General features: G+C 54.8%; 11 protein-coding genes. 2 read left to right on the top strand and 9 right to left on the bottom strand.

What is annotated here, in order from left to right:
* Positions 1–96: 96 nt before the first annotated feature.
* The 3 genes from VN12_RS17150 to argC form a co-directional block, all read right to left on the bottom strand.
* The gene (locus tag VN12_RS17150) at positions 97–840 is read right to left on the bottom strand and encodes an ABC transporter ATP-binding protein (protein WP_240491180.1); all 744 of its coding nucleotides are present in this window, start codon (positions 838–840) and stop codon (positions 97–99) included.
* A 134-nt stretch (positions 841–974) separates the two neighbouring features.
* Entirely contained in the window at positions 975–2,177 is a 1,203-nt protein-coding gene (locus tag VN12_RS17155) for a hypothetical protein (RefSeq protein WP_146677983.1), read from the bottom strand.
* 50 nt (positions 2,178–2,227) lie between these two features.
* Positions 2,228–3,250, bottom strand: coding sequence for an N-acetyl-gamma-glutamyl-phosphate reductase (argC, locus tag VN12_RS17160; protein ID WP_146677984.1), 1,023 nt, complete (start codon positions 3,248–3,250; stop codon positions 2,228–2,230).
* 172 nt (positions 3,251–3,422) lie between these two features.
* On the opposite strand from argC, the gene VN12_RS17165 reads away from it, so the two are divergent.
* Complete coding sequence (locus VN12_RS17165) at positions 3,423–5,537, top strand: ATP-dependent helicase (RefSeq protein WP_146677985.1); 2,115 nt, start codon at positions 3,423–3,425, stop codon at positions 5,535–5,537.
* 61 nt (positions 5,538–5,598) lie between these two features.
* Here the strand turns inward: VN12_RS17165 and VN12_RS17170 are convergent, their stop codons facing one another.
* The 5 genes from VN12_RS17170 to VN12_RS17190 all read right to left on the bottom strand — a co-directional run bounded on the left by VN12_RS17170 (position 5,599) and on the right by VN12_RS17190 (position 12,233).
* A complete protein-coding gene (locus VN12_RS17170) occupies positions 5,599–6,072 on the bottom strand; it encodes a carboxypeptidase regulatory-like domain-containing protein (RefSeq protein ID WP_146677986.1) in 474 nt (157 codons plus the stop codon).
* A 95-nt stretch (positions 6,073–6,167) separates the two neighbouring features.
* Positions 6,168–7,253: a DUF1559 domain-containing protein gene (locus VN12_RS17175; RefSeq protein ID WP_146677987.1), complete on the bottom strand. Its 1,086-nt coding sequence runs from the start codon at positions 7,251–7,253 to the stop codon at positions 6,168–6,170.
* A gap of 165 nt (positions 7,254–7,418) precedes the next feature.
* Positions 7,419–9,023, bottom strand: coding sequence for a CRTAC1 family protein (locus VN12_RS17180; protein ID WP_146677988.1), 1,605 nt, complete (start codon positions 9,021–9,023; stop codon positions 7,419–7,421).
* 142 nt (positions 9,024–9,165) lie between these two features.
* On the bottom strand, positions 9,166–10,656 hold the full coding sequence (locus VN12_RS17185; RefSeq protein ID WP_205855071.1) for a tetratricopeptide repeat protein: 1,491 nt from the start codon (positions 10,654–10,656) through the stop codon (positions 9,166–9,168).
* 50 nt (positions 10,657–10,706) lie between these two features.
* Positions 10,707–12,233 carry a tetratricopeptide repeat protein gene (locus VN12_RS17190; protein ID WP_146677990.1) on the bottom strand — a complete coding sequence of 509 codons (1,527 nt, stop codon included), beginning with the start codon at positions 12,231–12,233 and terminating at the stop codon, positions 10,707–10,709.
* Between the two features lie 254 nt (positions 12,234–12,487).
* On the opposite strand from VN12_RS17190, the gene VN12_RS17195 reads away from it, so the two are divergent.
* Positions 12,488–13,189, top strand: a complete 702-nt coding sequence (locus VN12_RS17195; RefSeq protein ID WP_146677991.1) for a hypothetical protein — start codon at positions 12,488–12,490, stop codon at positions 13,187–13,189.
* A 1,054-nt stretch (positions 13,190–14,243) separates the two neighbouring features.
* Here VN12_RS17195 and rpoC read toward each other — a convergent pair.
* Positions 14,244–18,584, bottom strand: coding sequence for a DNA-directed RNA polymerase subunit beta' (rpoC, locus tag VN12_RS17200; RefSeq protein WP_146677992.1), 4,341 nt, complete (start codon positions 18,582–18,584; stop codon positions 14,244–14,246).
* Positions 18,585–18,705: the final 121 nt, after the last annotated feature.

Here is an 18,705-nt window from a genome sequence, read left to right on the forward strand (position 1 = left end):
TCGCGTGTCGGTCCTCGTGGACGAGGCGTAGCGGACATCGATATCATCGGGAAGCTAGTGCGCCGAACCGATCTCGGTCAGCACAACAGGGGAGTGCTAAGCAGCCGCCCCAGTCAACTTATGGAAGGCCTCTGCGAGATCACCCTTGATCTCCTTGAGTTCTGCCACGCTACCCTCGAAAACCTTCCGTCCTTCGTTGATCATGATGACCCGGGACGCCATTGCCTCGACTTCCTGCAGAATGTGAGTCGAGAGCAAGATGGTCTTCGTTTCTCCAAGCTTTCGCATGGTGTTTCGAACTTCGCGAATTTGATTCGGATCCAACCCTGCCGTCGGCTCGTCCAGAATGAGGACATCCGGTTCGTGCAACAAGGCTTGTGCCATGCCGACGCGTTGGCGAAACCCCTTGGAGAGTTTGCTAATGGCCTTGTGCACCACCGACTTCAAATCGCACAGCTCGATTACCGCCTCAACCCGCGTCTTTTTGTAGTCCGACGCCAACCCGCGGGCATCCGCAAAGAAGTTCAACAGGCTAAATGGGGTCATGTCGGGGTAGAGGGGACCGTTTTCGGGCAAGTATCCCAGTCGCTTGGACCCCGCGATCCGATCGCGAAACATATCGTGGCCCGCGATGCGAGCGACCCCTTCGCTGGGGGCCAAATATCCGGTGAGCATCTTCATCGTGGTACTCTTTCCCGCCCCGTTGGGGCCTAGGAACGCCACGAGCTCACCTTGGTTGACCTTGAAAGAGATTCCCCGCGCCGCGGCGAATGGACCGTAGAACTTGGACAATCCATCGGCCTCGATCATGGGCACTGCACTGGTCGTCATTTCCGTCATAAGGTTTCCGTTTGGCTAGAATCACCTAAAAAAGCCCGGCGAGGCAGTATATCGAGAATAAATTACTCAACAATGTCACTCGCATCGGCCGGTACGCTTTGCCCAGCCCGCCGGTTCGACACAAGCGAAAATTATCAAGTAACTGGGCACTTCGCCGTGGACTGCTGCAGCAGGGCCGCCGCGAATCCAAAGTCGTCGAGACGTTCACGGGCATGGTTCATCATCGTTTGGTATTCCCCTGACAACTCGGCTAGTTCGATCAGGGAGGGGGCGATCCCGTAGGGTCTCATCCCACGGGGCATCCGTTTGATGAGAAACTGCATGGCCTCGGCTGGGCGCCCGATTCGGGTTAGAAGATCCGCATAGGTCTCGATAGCGACCGTTCCGTGCTCCTGAGGATCCAAACTTTCGGCTTTCTGCAAAAACATTCGGACGGCACCCTCGAGCTGCTCTCCCAGCAACGCCTTGAACAATGCGATCGACATCGGGTACAAATCTGCGAAGGGTTCGTCGCTGGGATACTGGTACTGCGCGTGCAATTGGCGGCCATACTGGGCGATGTCGAGCGCGAGCCTCAACGACCTTTCGTCATCCAAAATTCGGGCAAACCGGATCGTCGATGCCAAGTGGGTCGTATCGAGGTGATACGTTCCGTCCTTGAGAAGCCCAGGCCGGCTGGCCAACAGTTTCTCCAGACTCAACTCCCTGGCATCGGGGTGATCGGCTGTCCAATTCTCTCGACGCTGCAAGTCGGCTCGAACGCTTTCCAGCAGTTCTTGATGGACATGCTCCACCAATACTCCTACCGCGGCTTGCTGATCGGCTCGGCCTCGCATGGCGATAACGCTATCCATCATGGTGATGGTATTGCAGGTCCCACGCATCGATAGAGAAAGCCGAGTCCCACGCTGGACGTCCACTCCCTCCTGCACTAGCAGGGCGAGGAGCATGTCCAAGTTCTCTTGGGTTGCATCGACTCCCTCGAGGGCTTCCGCCGCAGCCTCGCGATCTCCTACCGCTCGCATGTACATCCATCCTTCCTGCAACGCCCCTTGGCTAAGGAGCGCAGCGCCAACCTCTTTGCAGGACTCGATCAATCGCTTGTCGAGTTGGTCTTGGACCGGGTCACCTAGCAAATTGGTGTTGGAACCATTCCCTGTCGGATCGGTTTGCACCGCAGGGAGCCCCAATTCCACCCGATGATACATCTTCAACGCTTCAAAAAGCTCGGGGTAACGCTTTTGTAGTCTCATCTCATCGACCAAGCGTTTAGCGGTTGCAAGAGGGCCCGATTCCAAATGCAGCTTCTGAAGTTGCTCAAAAAAATTTGCGTTCAAGGGTGATCTCGATGGGGAAGGGGATCGATGGGAGGGGAGGGAATTCGCGTTCAAAACCCGCGCTGAAGTCCCGTGGTCACAGGAAGGCCGAACATGAGGTTCAAGTTTTGGATTGCGGCGCCACTACCACCTTTTACTAGATTGTCCAAGGCCGAAAGGATCGTGATCCGGGAACCGTTCTCTCGAACTGCGATATCCACGCAATTGGTGCGCGTGACATATCGTGTCGCCGGCAAGTGAGAGATCACGCGCACGAACGGTGACTCGTGGTAGTAGGCCAACAAACATTCTCGGATCTGATTGGTCGAGACGGTCCCTGTCGGCTTGACGTAAGACGTTACCATGACCCCTCGCTCCATGGGAACAACATGAGGCGTGAACGAAAGGTGGATCTCCTTTCCACTGTAGCGTTTTACGATGTCGGTGATTTCGGGCTGGTGGCGAGAACTCCCGATCGCATGGACAGAAACACTCTCCGCGGCCTCGCAATAGAGTCCTTCTTTCCTCAAAGCCCTCCCTTCGCTGCTCACACTCGATTTGCAGTCGATGATGATGTCGTCGCATTCGATCAATCCTTCCTTGACCAGGGGAGCTAGCGGCAGAATGGCCGCGGTTCCAACACATCCGGGGTTGGCGACCAAGTTGGATTTGGGAATGGCATCTCCGAAAAGTTCTGGCAGTCCATATGGGGTCGTTCCGAGCTTCAATGGCTCGGGGTGCTTTTCGCCGTACCACTTTTCATACAAGGCAGGACAACTCAGACGGAAATCGGCAGAAAGGTCGATCACCTTGCACCCTGCGTTCAAGAGATCCAACGATCGTCTCGCCGAAGCACCATGCGGCAAACACGACAACACAACATCGCACTTGGCCGCCAACTGTTCTGGGCTGGCGTCCTCCAAAGGGAGTCGAACGCGTCCCATGAGATGCGGGTAAAGATCTCCGAGCATGTACCCGTTGGGATGCCGGCTGGTCACCGCCGTAATCTGCGCTTGAGGATGTCCTAACAACCACTCGATCGCTTCAAGCCCTGTGTAGCCAGATGCACCAACGATGCCAACTCGAATTAACATAGTAAAGGTCCCTCTCCTTGTTCCTAGGCGCAGCCGGCTACCCGGGGCGAACGCCGAGGTCTACCGTTATTCTCCGTCAATATTTTCGTTAAGTTTTACCTTTTATGCGGAGGGTAAGGGAGCCCTGAAAACTGGACTTTCGACTTCGAGTCTCTCCGGTACATTGGCTCGCATGGCAGAATTGAATCCCCCCCAGCAGAGCGCGGTCGATACTCTTTCCGGTCCCTTGCTGGTACTCGCGGGTGCTGGGACCGGCAAGACTCGCGTCGTCACCTTTCGAATCGCAAACCTGATCCGACACGGAACACGTGCCGATCGGATTTTGGCGGTGACCTTTACCAATAAAGCTTCGCAGGAAATGCACGAACGCGTTTCTCATCAGCTTAAGATTCCCAAACGAGTTCGACGAGGACAATCCGCTCCCCAGCGCCCTGTCATCGGGACGTTTCATTCGCACTGCGTCCAAATCCTCAAGCGTCACGCGAAAGAGTTAGGCTACCCCGAGAAGTTTACGATCTACGACCGAAGCGACGCAGAAAGCGTGGCGCGCACCGTTCTTCGCGAAATCAAAGTCCATGAGGATATGCTCAAGCCGAGCGACTTCCTCAACATCGTGAGCACGTGGAAGAATCTCGGGGTGCGGCCCGATCAAGCCAACTCGGCGGCGATCACTGACAAAGAACATTTGGCGGCCAGCGGCTACAAACGCTACCAGCGCGCTCTTAAACTCCAAGCTGCATTCGATTTCGACGACCTTCTCGTTTGTGCGGAACAACTGCTCACCGAAAACGATCGTGTCCGTCGCGAGGAAGCGAGCCGATACGATCACATCCTCGTCGACGAATACCAGGATACCAACGGCACGCAGTACCGCATCATCCGATCTCTCGCAATCGACCACCGGAATTTGTGTGTCGTCGGCGACGACGACCAATCGATTTATGGATGGCGCGGCGCCGAAGTCCGCCACATCCTCAACTTCAAAAACGACTGGCCGGAAGCAACCGTCGTTCGATTGGAAGACAACTATCGATCGACCGATGCGATCTTGCAAATGGCCAATCGATTGATCGTCTTCAATGCCCATCGCCACGACAAGACCCTTCGCGCAGCACGCCCCAACGGACAGCAACCACGCATCCTTCAGTTTCCGAGCGAAGCCGAAGAAGCAAAAGGAATCGTCGAGGAAATCGCAGGTCGTTTAAGGAACGACCCAATGGTCGAAGCAGGGGACTTTGCAATTCTCTTCCGAACCAACGAACAGCCTCGCCCTTTTGAAATGGAACTCAGGCGCTGCAAACTCCCCTATGTCATCACCGGTAGCCAATCCTTCTTCGATCGAAAAGAAGTGCGAGACCTAATCGCCTACCTGAGATGGATCGATTCACCCGACGACGAACTGGCGCTGCTCCGCGTTATCAATGTCCCGCCGCGAGGGATGGGTGCGACGAGCGTCGACAAACTGCTCAAACGAGCGGTGGCAGAATCCTCCAGCGTCTGGAAAGTGATGCAGGAGCGTAGCATGGTCGCATCTCTCCCAGCGCCCGCGCAGGGGGGAGTCGCCAAGTTAAAGGCCTTGCAGAACGATTTCCATGCACGACTCCAGGCCTTCGAAGCCTCCGCGCGCAACGAGGAAGCCCCCTCCACCTCTACCAAATCTGCTGCAGAGGGGACGGCAAAAACCACGCTTGGAAAAGAATCGCTTACCCGCATTGTTTCCGATTTGATCGATGCCATCAAATATCGAGAAGAAGTCGAACGCCTCTACCCCGAACCGGATGACTGCAGTATGCGACTCGGTTCCATCGAAGAAGTCATCAATGCCGTCGCGGAATACGAACAAGAAACCGATACACCCACCATCCACGACTTCCTCTCTTCCGTAACGCTCGCAGGCCGGGAGTTCGGTTCTCCCAAAGAAAAAGAGAAGCAGATGAGTCGCAATGCGATCTCCCTGATGACCTATCACAGCTCCAAGGGACTTGAGTTTCCGATCGTCTACATGGTCGGGATGGAAGAAGGGATTTTGCCTCATCGCAAATCGATTATCACCGATGCGGATGCTGTCGATGAAGAACGTCGACTCTGCTACGTGGGCGTGACACGTGCCCAAGACGAACTCTCGCTCTCGCTGCCGATGTCCCGATTCAAATGGGGTAAAGCGCGTCCCACGTTCCCTAGCCGATTTCTCTACGAGGTGACTGGACAAGCAGACAACCCAAACCGGGTGAAGGCCATTCGCGGGGCAGCCGAAGAAGCGAAGAAAGCAGCCAGCGGGAAGAAATAATAGCCTCCGGAGGTGACGGTGCAGGTGGCTGAAACCCAGCCACCTGCTTGCCCCTTATCCTCTATTTGATGTCGATATCGAACTGAGTACCGCCAGCAGGAACCGAGCATTTGAGCTCTGAGTTTTTGTTGTACTTCGCCGGGATCGGCTCCTTCATTTTCTCCGCCGCCTTGTATTGCGACATGTTGTTGCCGTGTGCCTGGCTCATGTATGCAGGGTCGTCAGAACTGGCAGGTGCAACCGGTGCTGTTTCCACAGCCGTATCCATAATCGTGGTCACAACGACTTTGTGGTCGCCAATCATCGCTCCTTTTTTGCCCGCAGACCAGATCTCGAATTCACCATTTGCATCGGTGCGACTGGTTCCGGCAGGGCCTCCACCGACCGGTTCAAAAACCACCAAGCCCTTCTCATAGGGCTTGCCATACATCATCACCTTTCCTTTGACCGGAGCGAGCGATGGCCCAGAATCTCCGCATCCCACAATCGATGCACCCAATGATAGAACCAAACCCAATACCAAAGTGAAACGCATGGTAATCCCCTAGAATGATGGAATAAAAAGAAAGACGAACGGTGCACGGGGCACCGCTCGTCTCGTTGTTTTACCGTTAAGCGACAGTCGCTGCACTAGTCTTGAAGCGAAGCGGTTTCACCACCAGCTCGACTTCCGAGGGCACCCCAAACTCCGTATGGAGATGGACGGCTGCCTGGATTATCGATGTCATCGACAGATTGATTGCCGGTATCCACCGATTGGCTGATGAATCGAACCGAACCATCCACCATCCCGATCTGACCACCACCAGTATGGTAGCTGGACAGTGCGCCCATGTGCTCATTGCCGTCAACACCCCCCCAATGGCAGCTGGGACCATTAGGAGCCACGATCGTCGTGAATCCAACGAAGTAGGGGCGACCATCCCATGCACGACCACCTTGTGGGCGGAAATCCGCGCGAACGTTGCCGGTAATGCGGCGACGGTTGGTTGGGTCGAGCCGGGCCAAGCAAGCAGCTGGATTCCAGGCTTGCATGTCGAGAGCTACCCCGCCGAGAACGTCGTTAGGAGCACCACCCGCGACGGCTTCACCAAACATAATGGTGTTCGATGTTCCGTCTGGAACTTGTCCGATTGCCAAATAGCGATCGATTTGGAACATACCGCGGTTGTCACGGCCGTCTTGTGGACGGAAGTGGTTTTGGTGGTAATCGTCACCCAAGCAAGCGCGGTAGTTCAACAGAGAAGGACTCTCACCGCGATTGGTGGGAGGAGAGTCCGACGGGCAAATATACGATGGAATCTGAGCCTTCCAGTTCGCATTCTCCCATGCATCGTTGGCGGTGCTCCACGGAGTCGGGAGACCAGGTCCACCCGGTCGAGCTTGAGCCATCATGTTTTGATAGAGGCTGTTTTGCTCGATGAACGGAAGAAGGGAAATGGTCCAAGCATAAGGCCAACCTGCACCAGCACCCATACCAGGTGCTGCATTCCCTACACCGGAATGCCCGAGCGCTGGGAACTTCTTAAACGCCGACTCGTAGTTCAGTGCCGCCAAGCTCATCTGCTTGAGATTATTGGAGCACTGCATACGGCGTGCCGCTTCGCGGGCCGCTTGGACTGCTGGAAGCAGCAATCCGACCAAAATGCCGATGATGGCAATCACCACCAACAGCTCGACGAGGGTGAAACCTCGCTGCCGAAGAGACCTTTTCATAAAAAAATCCTCGAATATGGAAAGGATAGATAGAAACAATGAATGGATTCTATCACGACGCGAAAAATGGCGTAAAGGGATTTACGACCCCGTACTCAAGAATCCAGCGAATTTCTGGCCCGGATTCGTTCCTTAAGCATGCCGCATTTCTTCGCGTCTAGAGCCTTATCGGCTCCCCCCTCCTTGCTCCAACATCAGATGCTGATCGGCTTTCTTCTCCCCAAAGGTCTCCCTAGCGCCGCCGGGCCACTGAACGGAAACTTCATCGACTTCTTCCCATTTTCCCAGACCGAACTGAAGCTTTGATCCGTAGTGACTTTGGTACCCACGCCCCGAATGGACCTCGGACACTTGGGTTTTCCCACCCACTTTTACGGACACCCTCGCTCCGACGGCGTCCCGATTGCAGTCTTTGCCTCGCAAGCTGATTTGGAGCCAATGGTTCTTCATCGGGGTGTCGTTTCGAAGGACCGAAGGTGGGGCGTTGGAGTTCAGAATAACGACATCGACATCGCCATCGTTGTCCAAATCATCAAATCCCGCCGCGCGGCTGCTCTCGACGATTTCCATTCCATTTCCGGACTCTCGAGATACATCGACAAATCGACCTTGGCCGTTGTTTCTCAACAGGGTGTTGGGGAGTTTCAGAGAAGTTCGATCGTCCATCAACTCGACTCGATCGAAGTGACCGTTGGCAATGAAGATGTCGAGAAAGCTATCGTTGTCGAAGTCGATAAACCCGGTCCCCCAATTGACGTGCGGGTAAAGGGACGTCGGTATCTGGGCCTTGCGCGTGGCATCTTCAAAAATCCCGCCCCCCAAGTTCCGATACAGAACCGGCATCTCGGATTGATAGTTGGTCAAAAACAAATCCAGCTTTCCATCGCCATCAAAGTCAGCGCAGTCCACTCCCATGCTGCCGTTGATCTTTCCTTCGTAATTGCTCGCCACCCCCGACAAGAGTCCACTCTCTTCAAACCGGCCGGTTCCATCGTTGACGTACAGCAGATTCGGCGAACCATCCTGAGCGACAAATATGTCGGTGTCTCCGTCGTCATCCAAGTCTGCCGCTACCACCCCCATACCGGGCCCGAGCACACTCCCCACCCCGGATCGCTGGCTCTGATCTTCAAAAGTTCCGTCTCCTCGGTTCCGATAGTAATGATCCGGATTCTTCTCGTAATACTGCGGACCCGCCATCAAGTACTGGCCCTTGGAAAAAACAGGGACGTGGTTTTCGCTCGTGAACTCCACATAACTCGCAACAAACAAATCCAAAAATCCATCGTTGTCGCCATCTAAGAAACAAGCCCCTGCACCAACCTCGTAGCGACCATCGACTCCGGCGGAAAGAGTTACATCGGTGAACGTCTTATCTCCATTGTTTCGAAACAACAGGTTCTTTCCAAACTGCGAGACAAAGAGATCGGGATCACCATCGTTGTCGTAATCTGCCACGACAGCCCCAAGTCCGTAACCGGTTCGTTTCAGCCCCGACTCTTCCGTCACGTCTTGAAATTTCCAATTCCCCAGATTTCGGTAAAGACGATGATGAAGCTGATCGGGCGACTCTTTGGATCCTTTGAGCGGAGCACCATCGCAAAAAAAGATATCGATCAAGCCATCAGCGTCGTAGTCGAACAACGCAATGCCACCCGTCATAGCTTCCACGATGTATCCGACGCCACTCGCTCCGCTACTATGAACGAAATCAATTCCAGACTCTCGCGTCACATCGGTCAATTGAATCGTGTTCTTCGTTGGCCTCATAGGCTGCGCCAAACAAAACCTTGCACCGAACATCGCATACAGAAACGCGAGGACCCCTAAAGAGTGGACGCAGCGTAACACCCTGCTTCTCTCCGTTCTGCGCGTCGCTTCATTACATGGCATGGTATTATTTTGCATCGTACTACCGTTGGTCTGGTTGCTGGCTGGACAATTGCTTCGCATACTTTCTAGCTTCCGCTGCTCCGCGTTCGTCTTGAAGCTTGTCGCAGATTGAGGCTAGAAAAAGAAATCCCTCGGCGCTGGGAACCCTTTCGATCGCCTTCTGCGCATACCATCTTGCCTCAACGAGCTTGTTTCCCTCCACCAAAAACTCTGCCAGGCCTGCATAAGGCTCAATTTTTTGTGGAAAGACGGATACAGCCATTTTCAGAGTCGCCTCCGCACGCCGCCGATCTCGAAGCGCAGCATAAACTTTGGCCATTTCGAGGTAGTCCTGAAACGCTTCGCTCCCCAACGAGACAATGCGTTCCCGCACAACGCGTTCCTCTTCAAGCTGCTTGGATTGGTAATAGAGGTCGGCCAACGCTCTCAACGCCGAAAGACTCTCGGGTTCCATTGCCACGCATCGCAAGAGAAGTCGTTCGGATTCCAGCGTATCTTTTTGCCTAAAGTAAACAGCCGCGGCCTCGGTAAAAATCGATTTGGCAGTTCTCTTGATCTCCTGGTCGCTCAGAACTTGATACCGTTCTTCACCCGACAGGTTGTCCTTCTTTTTCAACTCGGCATAGGTTTCCAGATACTCTTTGGCTTCCCCACGCTTTCCCTGCCGCAAACAAGCATTCCCCAGCCCGACATAGAGGCTCGCAGTCTCGACGCCTAACTCTTTTGCTTTCCGGAAGCTCGCTTCGGATTCTGCGAGTTTGCCCAACTCGAGCTGCGCCTGCCCGAGCAGCAACCAATGCGACCCTTCTTCGGGATGCTTTTTCAACGACTCGGTGAGAACGTCACTAGCCTCCTCAAATCCACCTAAATTGGATAGAGCGAGTGCCAAGTGATGGGCCATATCAAAGGAATCAAAACCGAGGGCCACACCCTGCCGCAAAGTGTTCAGTGCCAAATCGTAGTTGCCTTGCTCCATCGCAATCGAGGCTAGGTTGATGTAATGAAGCTCTTGTTTTGGCTCCAGTCGAATGCACTCTTGCCACATAGCCTGGGCATCGGAGTAATGCCGCGTCTGGGCTTTCATCATGCCCACGACATGCAACGCATCGGCACTCGATGGATATTGCGACTGAAGCCGCGCAGCGACTTCCTCCAACTCTTCCTCCAATGTGTCGAGGGACGCGCGAAGAGGCCGAACAACCAATTGCACCAATGGAGAAAGATTGGGGGTTGGATCCGCGCCATCGCTCGGAGTACCCGTGGGACTTTCAGCGGAGGACTGGGATGTCGCTAGGGGTTGAGACGTCGCGGGGGTAGGTAACGGCGAAGTCGGAGGCGGGGTGGTTTTTGGTTCACCCTTCTCTAACGTTCCCAACCATTCCGACAACTCCGCTTGGCGGTCCATGGTGTTTCGCAAAAGCGACAGTTGATAGAACGAGAGCGCGCCGGCCGTGACCGCGATCCAGACCGCTAACCAAGGCAGCCATTTTTTGGTATCCCCCGAGCTCATTTCGCTTTCCATCTCAGTTACGCTTTCGGAACCATGCGCATCGCCGAACGTCAGGGTGCACCGTTGGTGTTGGGATCCGGAACACGTGGATCTCCAGGTGCTAAATCATGGGCTCGCTGAATCAGTTTCTTCATCTCTTCGGAATTGCCGTTTTGTCGTGCTGCAACGGCCAGCATCAACGTCCACTCCACATTCATCGGCTCCAAGTCATAAGCCTTCGTTGCGAGTTGCTCAAACAGCGTTGCATTGCCCCTCACCAATGCCAACTTGGCTCTCTCTCCGTACAAATAGGCAACGTCGGGGAATCGCTTCGTCGCATCCGCAAGCACTTGCTCCGCCAATTCTGGCCTTTGAGCTTGGGTCGCAACGCTCGCCAAATTCATGTAGTTGAGAATGTTGGTCGGCTGAATGTCGAGCAACTTTTGATGCAGGATGACCGCGTCCCCCCACTTCCGATCGGTTCGCAAAATGGAGGACAGATCCATATAGATCTCTCCGTTGGTGGGCTCTTCGGCCAAGGCTTGTATAAGCCATTTCTCGGCGTGCTCCAGTTTTTTGTTGGCTGCGGCGACCGACGACGCATTTCTCAATAGTGGAACGGCCAAGTTTCGGAGAACCTCGGCATACGACTCAGAGAAAGTGGCATCGCTCCCCTGTCTGTCCGAACTTGCCTGCGCATCGCTCGACTCGGGCTTTTCCCCAGCTATCGGCTGGACGCTTTTCGACAGTTCCTGAGCTTCTTCGGTCTTACCAACGCGATTGAGGATTGTCACCAGCGCGTTGACGGTTCCACGCGACCGATCCCCCAGGTCCATGGCGCGACGAAGCGAACTCTCCGCCTGCCCGTTCTTTCGCAATTGGCTCTCGATCACCCCCAACTCGTACCACAAGGCGGCAACGTTTGGAAATTTGCGAACTCCCAGCTTGGCAACCTCCTCTGCCGACTCAAGACTCCCGACCTTCGTGTAGGCATCGGATAGTTTTTGGAAATACTCCGCAGTCGACTTTTCACTGGTGCGTGCCCGCTCCAGAATCTCGATCGCTTCCTCCGTTTTTCCTTGATCGACCAACAAACCCGCCAGACCCACTACCGGCCCCATCTCCACCGCAGACTGTTCCAAACATTGACGCCATAATCCTTCGGCGGTTTGCGTTTGTCGAAGCTCTGCATAAATCATCGCCGCGATATGGAGCGCTGCCGAGTCGCTCGCCATTTCGGTCGTCAACGTTTCCGCCACCTCTCCGAGATACGCCTGGAGCTCTGCCGCCCCCAGCCTCCCATCTGGTCCCGGGAAAGTCAGGGTTGGTTCCAAGCTCCCCAGCGAGTCTGCACCGTTCATCACCTGGGCGTTTCCGTTATTTGCCGTCGCGCTGGCTTTGCCCGCGTCTCGCTGCTCTCGCAGAAGCCTCTCCATGAGTTCCGGATCGTCTTCCAGCGGATTGAGGAGAACGTATATCCCCAGCACCAACAAAGACGCGATGAGTGCGCAAGCGGTTAACTGGGGCCAGCGAATTCCCGCCAAGTCGGATTTCCAACTGCCCATGGAATCGCGGCCAGGATTGCCATTCTGTTTCATGCGTGACGCGCCGTGCAAGGTTGCGACTTGATTTCAAACACCGTTCGTAGTTTACGTTAACGAGAAGTCGCCGTCTTGCAATGACGGCCAATCACGTTTTCTCCCCCATTCCACTCCATTAGCTCCCCTTAGCGGCGCCGCCGTCTCCGTAGCCAGATTTTCAGTATTCTGCTCTAATCGCCCTACGTTGATTTGCTTTTATTCCAAGCATCTTCGTTCCGCTTTCCTTTCCATTCTTTTACCTGGTACCTACCATGCCACGAAAAGTCCTCTTCATCCTGATCGCCGCCCCGCTCTTTGCCGCTCTACTGACCGCTTTGCTTCACTTCACGTATCCATTTGTTCTGGCATCGGAAGAGGCTCAAAAATCGATCATGGTCACGCCGGCACAACAAGCCGAACTCGCTTCGGCGACACTTGCCAGCGATCTGATCGCGTTTGCCATAACCGGAGGGATCCTATGCGGAGCCCTCGCTTTGCTGGTCGGTTCCGCTCCCTCGGCATCCCAAAGAGGGATCGGTGCAGCGATTGGTTTAGGGATTGGAGCGATCGCGGGAGCTGTTGCAGGTTGGCTTGGTCATTGGATCGAATTGAATCCGTCGTTTGAAATATCCGATCCGATGGTCTACATCGTGGTTCGGTGGGTATTGATGCTGGCCGTGCTGGGTGTTGCCGCTGGAGTTAGTGTGGGATTGGCCAGCAACAACATGAAGAACGCAATCAACCTCGTTGTCGGCGGACTCCTGGGTGTCGTTGCAACCGCCATCCTTTATGGATTGCTAGTCGGGTTGGTCACCACGCCCGAAGGTCGCCACAAAATCCTTCCTTTCCACGACGCGAACCGCGCCCTCCTATTCGTAGCAGCGTTTGCTTTTATCGGTCTAGGTATTCTCCTTCAGCTACGAAACTCCGTACTCAAACCGGCGGGCGACACCTCCGATTCGGTCTCACCGTAGTACCGACTCGATCGAGAACCCTGTGCCCTTCGCGCGCCACTCTCTTCGGATCGATTTCAGTTAAGAAGTCTCTCGCAAAGGCGCTTAGACGCAACGGGAAGCGCAGGCGGAAGGTGGGGGGCAAGAATTGGACGGCGCTATACCTCATTCCATCATCCCATTGCGAGCTTTGCGCCTTGGCGCGCAACCTTCGGATCATTTCAGTCAAGAAGTTTCTCGCAACGGCGCAAAGACGCAACGGGAAGTGCAGGCGGAAGGTGGGAGGCAAGAATTGGACGGCGAATGCCGAGTTGGTGATTACGTAGCCAGCGATCTAAGCAATCCACCTTCCTAAACCCAACACCTCATTCCATCATCCCTTTGCGAGCTTTGCGCCTTGGCGCGCAACCCTCTTCGGATCTCAGTCAAGAAGTTTCTCGCAAAGGCGCTAAGACGCAACGGGAAGCGCAGGCGGAAGGTGGGGGGCAAGAATTGGACTGCGCTATACCTCATTCCATCATCCCTTTGCGAGCTTTGCGCCTTGGCACGCAACTCTCTTCGGATCATTTCAGTCAAGAAGTTTCTCGCAACGGCGCTAAGACGCAACGGGAAGCGCAGGCGGAAGGTGGGAGGCAAGAATTGGACTGCGAATGCCGAGCGGGTGATTATGTAGCTAGCGATCTAAGCAATCCACCTTCCTAAACCCAACACCTCATTCCATCATCCCTTTGCGAGCTTTGCGCCTTGGCGCGCAACCCTCTTCGGATCTCAGTCAAGAAGTTTCTCGCAACGGCGCTAAGACGCAACGGGAAGCGCAGGCGGAAGGTGGGAGGTAAGAATTGGACGGCAAATGCCGAGTTGGTGATTACGTAGCCAGCGATCTAAGCAATCCACCTTCCCAAACCCAACACCTCATTCCATCATCCCTTTTGCGAGCTCTGCGGCTTGTCGCGCAACTCTCTTCGGATCTAGGCGCCTAAACGAGCAGCTCGAGAGCAACAAATTTTAGGGTTTGGGCGGTGTTGAACGCCGCCCAAACCCTTGTTACATCGAGCACCTGTCCACCCATCGGGGACTACTCTTCGCTGGTGCTACCGGAATCGATTGCCGATGCGTCCAGACCAGGACCGTCGCTCGCTTCCTCTGCTGGTGGAGCAAAGGATTCCGCGGGTCGCGGTGCTTGATTGAGGAGCGGGAACGATTCTTCTGCCGCAGCAGTACCGCGGTTGACCAAGTCTTCGAGAGCTTCCTTGCGGTAGCTAACTTCGGAGTCTTGGAAGACGCGGAAGCCCGTCCCAGCAGGAATCAAGTGACCGAGAATCACATTCTCCTTCAGACCGACCAATCGATCCACCTTGCCTGCCAGTGCCGCCTCGGTGAGAACCTTGGTCGTTTCCTGGAAGCTGGCTGCCGAGATGAAGCTATTGCTTTGCACCGCAGCCTTGGTGATACCGAGCAACTGGACTTCGCCGTTCGCGGGCTTAGGCTTCTTGCCCTTAGCGGGTTTGCCACCCAATCCTTCGCACTGCGCATTGGACGCTTCGAAAGCATCGCGAGGCACGATCGCGCCGAGTGCAAACTCGGTATCGCCCGGATCGGTAATCTTGACGCACTTCGCCAGTTGATCATTGACCCGCTTGAATTCGAACCGGTCCATGACCAATCCGGACAGGAGGCTGGTATCCCCTGCGTTCGTGATCTTCATCTTCCGAAGCATTCGAGTGATGATGATCTCGATATGCTTGTCGTTGATTTCCACACGTTGCAGACGATACACCTGTTGCACTTCGTGGACCAAGTATTGTTGGACCGCTTCTTCCCCGCTCACGCGAAGGATATCGTGCGGAACCATCGGTCCTTCTACAAGAGCTTGTCCAGCTCGAACGATGTCCCCGGAGTGAACCAGGAATCGCTTGCCCGGTGGTACCAAGTGTTCGACTTCTTCTCCGCTTTCGCTTCGGACAACGATCGAACGCTTTCCGCGTTTCCGATCCTTCGAAATCTCGACTGTCCCATCCAATTCGGCAACAACCGCCGGATCCTTGGGTTTGCGAGCCTCGAAGATTTCCGTTACGCGAGGGAGACCACCCGTGATGTCCTTAACCCCGGTCGCTTCCCGCGGCATTTCCGCGATTTCGGTACCTGGATTGACAAAGGAGCCTTCGGTGCAAGTGATAACTGCCTTTTCGGGCAGGTAGTGCACGTCGAGAGCTTTGCCTTCTGAGTCCTCGATCATGAGCTGCGGATGGTACTTGCCCCGCGAATCCATAATGCGGCGTTGGAAGTTACCGCTCGGATCCTTCTCCAGCTTGAGGGTTTCCCCTTCAATGATATCGACGAAGGCGATCTTACCGCCGGCGGTGGAGAAGATAGGAATCTTGTGCGGGTTCCATTCGCAAAGAGGTTGTCCCTTTTCGACGTTCGAATCTTCCTTCACCAACAATCGAGCACCCGAGGGAACGTCATAGCGTTCCAATTCACGTCCACGGGGGTCGACGATCGCGATCTCGCAATTTCGAGTCAGGACCACATCGTGCCCTTCGTCGTTCGTCACGTACCGCATCTTCATGAACTTGACGATACCGGTCTTCTTCGCCTTGATATCGCTTTCTTCCATGCTCGTGTTCGCCGCACCACCTTGGTGGAACGTACGCATCGTCAACTGCGTACCGGGCTCACCGATACTCTGTGCAGCGATAATACCGACCGCCATTCCTTCCTCGACGAGCGAACCAGTGCTCATGTCCATCCCATAGCAAAGTCGGCAGACACCGAGCGGCGCATCGCAAGTCATCGGCGATCGAACTTGGATCTTTTCCAAGCCCATTTCTTCGATCTTGCGTGCGATGTCTCGCGTGATCATCTCGTTTTCTTCAACGATCACTTCGGAAGTGACCAAGTTGACGATATTCTGGCGGCTGACCCGCCCGATGATCGAATCCGCCAAACGAACTTCCACCTTCTCGCCGCGGTAAATCGTTCCCTTGGTAATTCCTTGGGTGGTACCGCAGTCGTGCAAAGTGATAACGACGTTTTGCGCGACGTCGGCTAGTTTACGAGTCAGGTAACCCGAGTCCGCCGTCTTAAGAGCCGTATCGGCCAAACCTTTTCGAGCACCGTGCGTCGAGCTGAAGTACTCCAGTACACCTAACCCTTCTCGGAAGTTCGATTTGATCGGCGTCTCGATGATTTCGCCGGTCGGCTTTGCCATCAGACCTCGCATACCGCACAGCTGACGAATCTGCTCGATACCACCCCGTGCACCCGAGGACGCCATCAAGAAGACCGGATTGATATACCAACCTCCGCGATGGTTGTCGTTCTCCATCGCCTGCAACATGTCCTTCGTGATCAACTCGCGAGTTGCCGTCCAAGCATCCAAGACTTGGTTGTAACGCTCTTGAGCTGTCATCACCCCCTTAAGGTAGTTCTTTTGGAAGGCCATCACCTTCTTGTCAGCGTCGGCGATGTGCTTGGTCTTCGATTCCGGTGTTAACAAATCGTCTGCACCGAAGGAGAGACCGGATCGAGTGGACTCGCGGAAACCAAGTTGATTCATATCATCGAGCAGCTTGATCGTCGCGCGTCGACCTAGCTTTTGGTAGCAGTCACTGATAACCGCAGCCAAGTCACTACCCTTGAGGGAGATGTTGTAATAATCCATTCCTTCGGGAAGGATCGAGTTGAACAAGATCCGTCCGAAGGTAGTTTCGATGATCGCGCCCGGCTTGGCATTTGGATCGTCGGTCTTCAACTTCCGGTTTGCAGGAAGTCGAACTTTAACCTTCGCGTGTCGAGCAATCGTTCCTTGCTGGAACGCATACTCCGCCTCGGTCATTGTGGCGAAGACCATACCCTCGCCCTTTTGATCGGGGAGCATCACGGAGATGTAGTTACAACCCATAACCGTGTCCTGGGAAGGACTCATAATCGGCTTACCGTTGCTCGGAGCGAAGATGTTGTGCGTGCTCATCATGAGCGTGTGCGCTTCGACCTGCGCCTCAATCGAGAGGGGCAAGTGAACAGCCATCTGGTCGCCGTCGAAGTCCGCGTTGAAGCCTTTGCAAACCAACGGGTGCAAATGGATCGCGTTTCCTTCTACGAGAGTTGGTTCAAACGCTTGAATCCCCATCCGGTGCAACGTAGGTGCACGGTTGAGCAACACGGGGTGGTTTCGGATGACTTGCTCGAGAATATCCCAAACTTCTTCATCCTTGCGTTCCAACATCTTCTTGGCTGATTTGATGGTGTCGGCGTGTCCCAACTCCTTCAGCTTGCGAATGATGAATGGCTGGTAAAGCTCCAATGCAATCTTCTTAGGCAGGCCGCATTGGTGCAATCGAAGCCGCGGTCCCACCACGATAACCGAGCGAGCCGAATAATCCACGCGTTTGCCGAGCAAGTTCTCGCGGAAGCGGCCTTGCTTACCCTTGATCATGTCGGTCAAGCTCTTGAGCGGGCGGTTGCTGCTACCCAAGACAGGTCGCTTGCATCGTCCATTGTCAAAAAGCGCATCGACCGATTGCTGCAACATACGCTTTTCGTTGCGAATGATGACTTCTGGAGCGTTCAAATCGACCAGCTTCCGCAGCCGGTTGTTCCGGTTGATGATCCGGCGATAGAGGTCGTTCAAGTCGGACGTAGCGAAGTTGCCGCTATCGAGAAGCACCAATGGTCGCAAATCGGGCGGAATGACTGGGATCACATCCAGAACCATCCACTCAGGGCGGTTCTCACTATCGCGAATCGATTCCACCAACTTCAATCGGTTGATCAAATCCTTCTTGCGCTGCTTGCTGCTCGTCTCCGAGAGTTCCGTGCGGAGGTCTTCGGACAGCTTGACCAAGTCCAACGCTTGAAGAAGCTTGCGAACGGCTTCCGCTCCCATGTCGGCTTCGAAGGAGTCGCCGTGTTGTGCGCGGGCTGCCCGGTATTCTTCCTCGGTGAGCAGTTGCTGCAGTTCCAGTTCGGTTGTGCCGGGGTTGGTCACCACGTAGTCCTGGAAATAAATCACCTTCTCCAAACTGGTGGTTTTCATCTCCAGCAAATTACCCAATCGGCTGGGCATCGCTTTGAAGAACCAAATGTGCGCAACCGGGGCTGCCAACTCGATGTGTCCCATCCGCTTTCGACGGACGCGGGAGTGAGTCACTTTCACACCGCAGCGATCGCAGATCATCCCCTTGTACTTCATGCCGCGATACTTACCGCACGCGCACTCCCAATCCTTTTCTGGTCCGAAGATTCGTTCGCAGAAAAGACCATCCTTCTCCGGTCGGTAGGTTCGGTAGTTGATGGTTTCTGGCTTCTTGACTTCGCCGAACGACCAAGACCGAATGTCTTGGGGTCGCGCTAACGAAATCTTGACCGAAGTGTAGTCATTAACTCGATCGTAGGTGGCTTCAGCATTTGCCATTACGAAAAACTCCTAAGGTCGCTTGCATTCACATCCTCGATCTCTCGACGTGAGATACCTGGTTGCGAAGGGTTGCCTGGTATGTTGGTGGTTCGGTTCGTTGTTCTGGTGCGAGCTTTGG

The organism is Pirellula sp. SH-Sr6A (assembly GCF_001610875.1).
In the GTDB taxonomy this organism is placed as follows: domain Bacteria; phylum Planctomycetota; class Planctomycetia; order Pirellulales; family Pirellulaceae; genus JBKCUI01.

Coding starts and splice junctions, on each gene's coding strand:
- VN12_RS17150 (WP_240491180.1), bottom strand. CDS start 840: ATGACGGAAATGACGACCAGTGCAGTGCCCATGATCGAGGCCGATGGA.
- argC (WP_146677984.1), bottom strand. CDS start 3,250: ATGTTAATTCGAGTTGGCATCGTTGGTGCATCTGGCTACACAGGGCTT.
- VN12_RS17165 (WP_146677985.1), top strand. CDS start 3,423: ATGGCAGAATTGAATCCCCCCCAGCAGAGCGCGGTCGATACTCTTTCC.
- VN12_RS17170 (WP_146677986.1), bottom strand. CDS start 6,072: ATGCGTTTCACTTTGGTATTGGGTTTGGTTCTATCATTGGGTGCATCG.
- VN12_RS17175 (WP_146677987.1), bottom strand. CDS start 7,253: ATGAAAAGGTCTCTTCGGCAGCGAGGTTTCACCCTCGTCGAGCTGTTG.
- VN12_RS17180 (WP_146677988.1), bottom strand. CDS start 9,023: ATGAGGCCAACGAAGAACACGATTCAATTGACCGATGTGACGCGAGAG.
- VN12_RS17185 (WP_205855071.1), bottom strand. CDS start 10,656: ATGAGCTCGGGGGATACCAAAAAATGGCTGCCTTGGTTAGCGGTCTGG.
- VN12_RS17190 (WP_146677990.1), bottom strand. CDS start 12,233: ATGAAACAGAATGGCAATCCTGGCCGCGATTCCATGGGCAGTTGGAAA.
- VN12_RS17195 (WP_146677991.1), top strand. CDS start 12,488: ATGCCACGAAAAGTCCTCTTCATCCTGATCGCCGCCCCGCTCTTTGCC.
- rpoC (WP_146677992.1), bottom strand. CDS start 18,584: ATGGCAAATGCTGAAGCCACCTACGATCGAGTTAATGACTACACTTCG.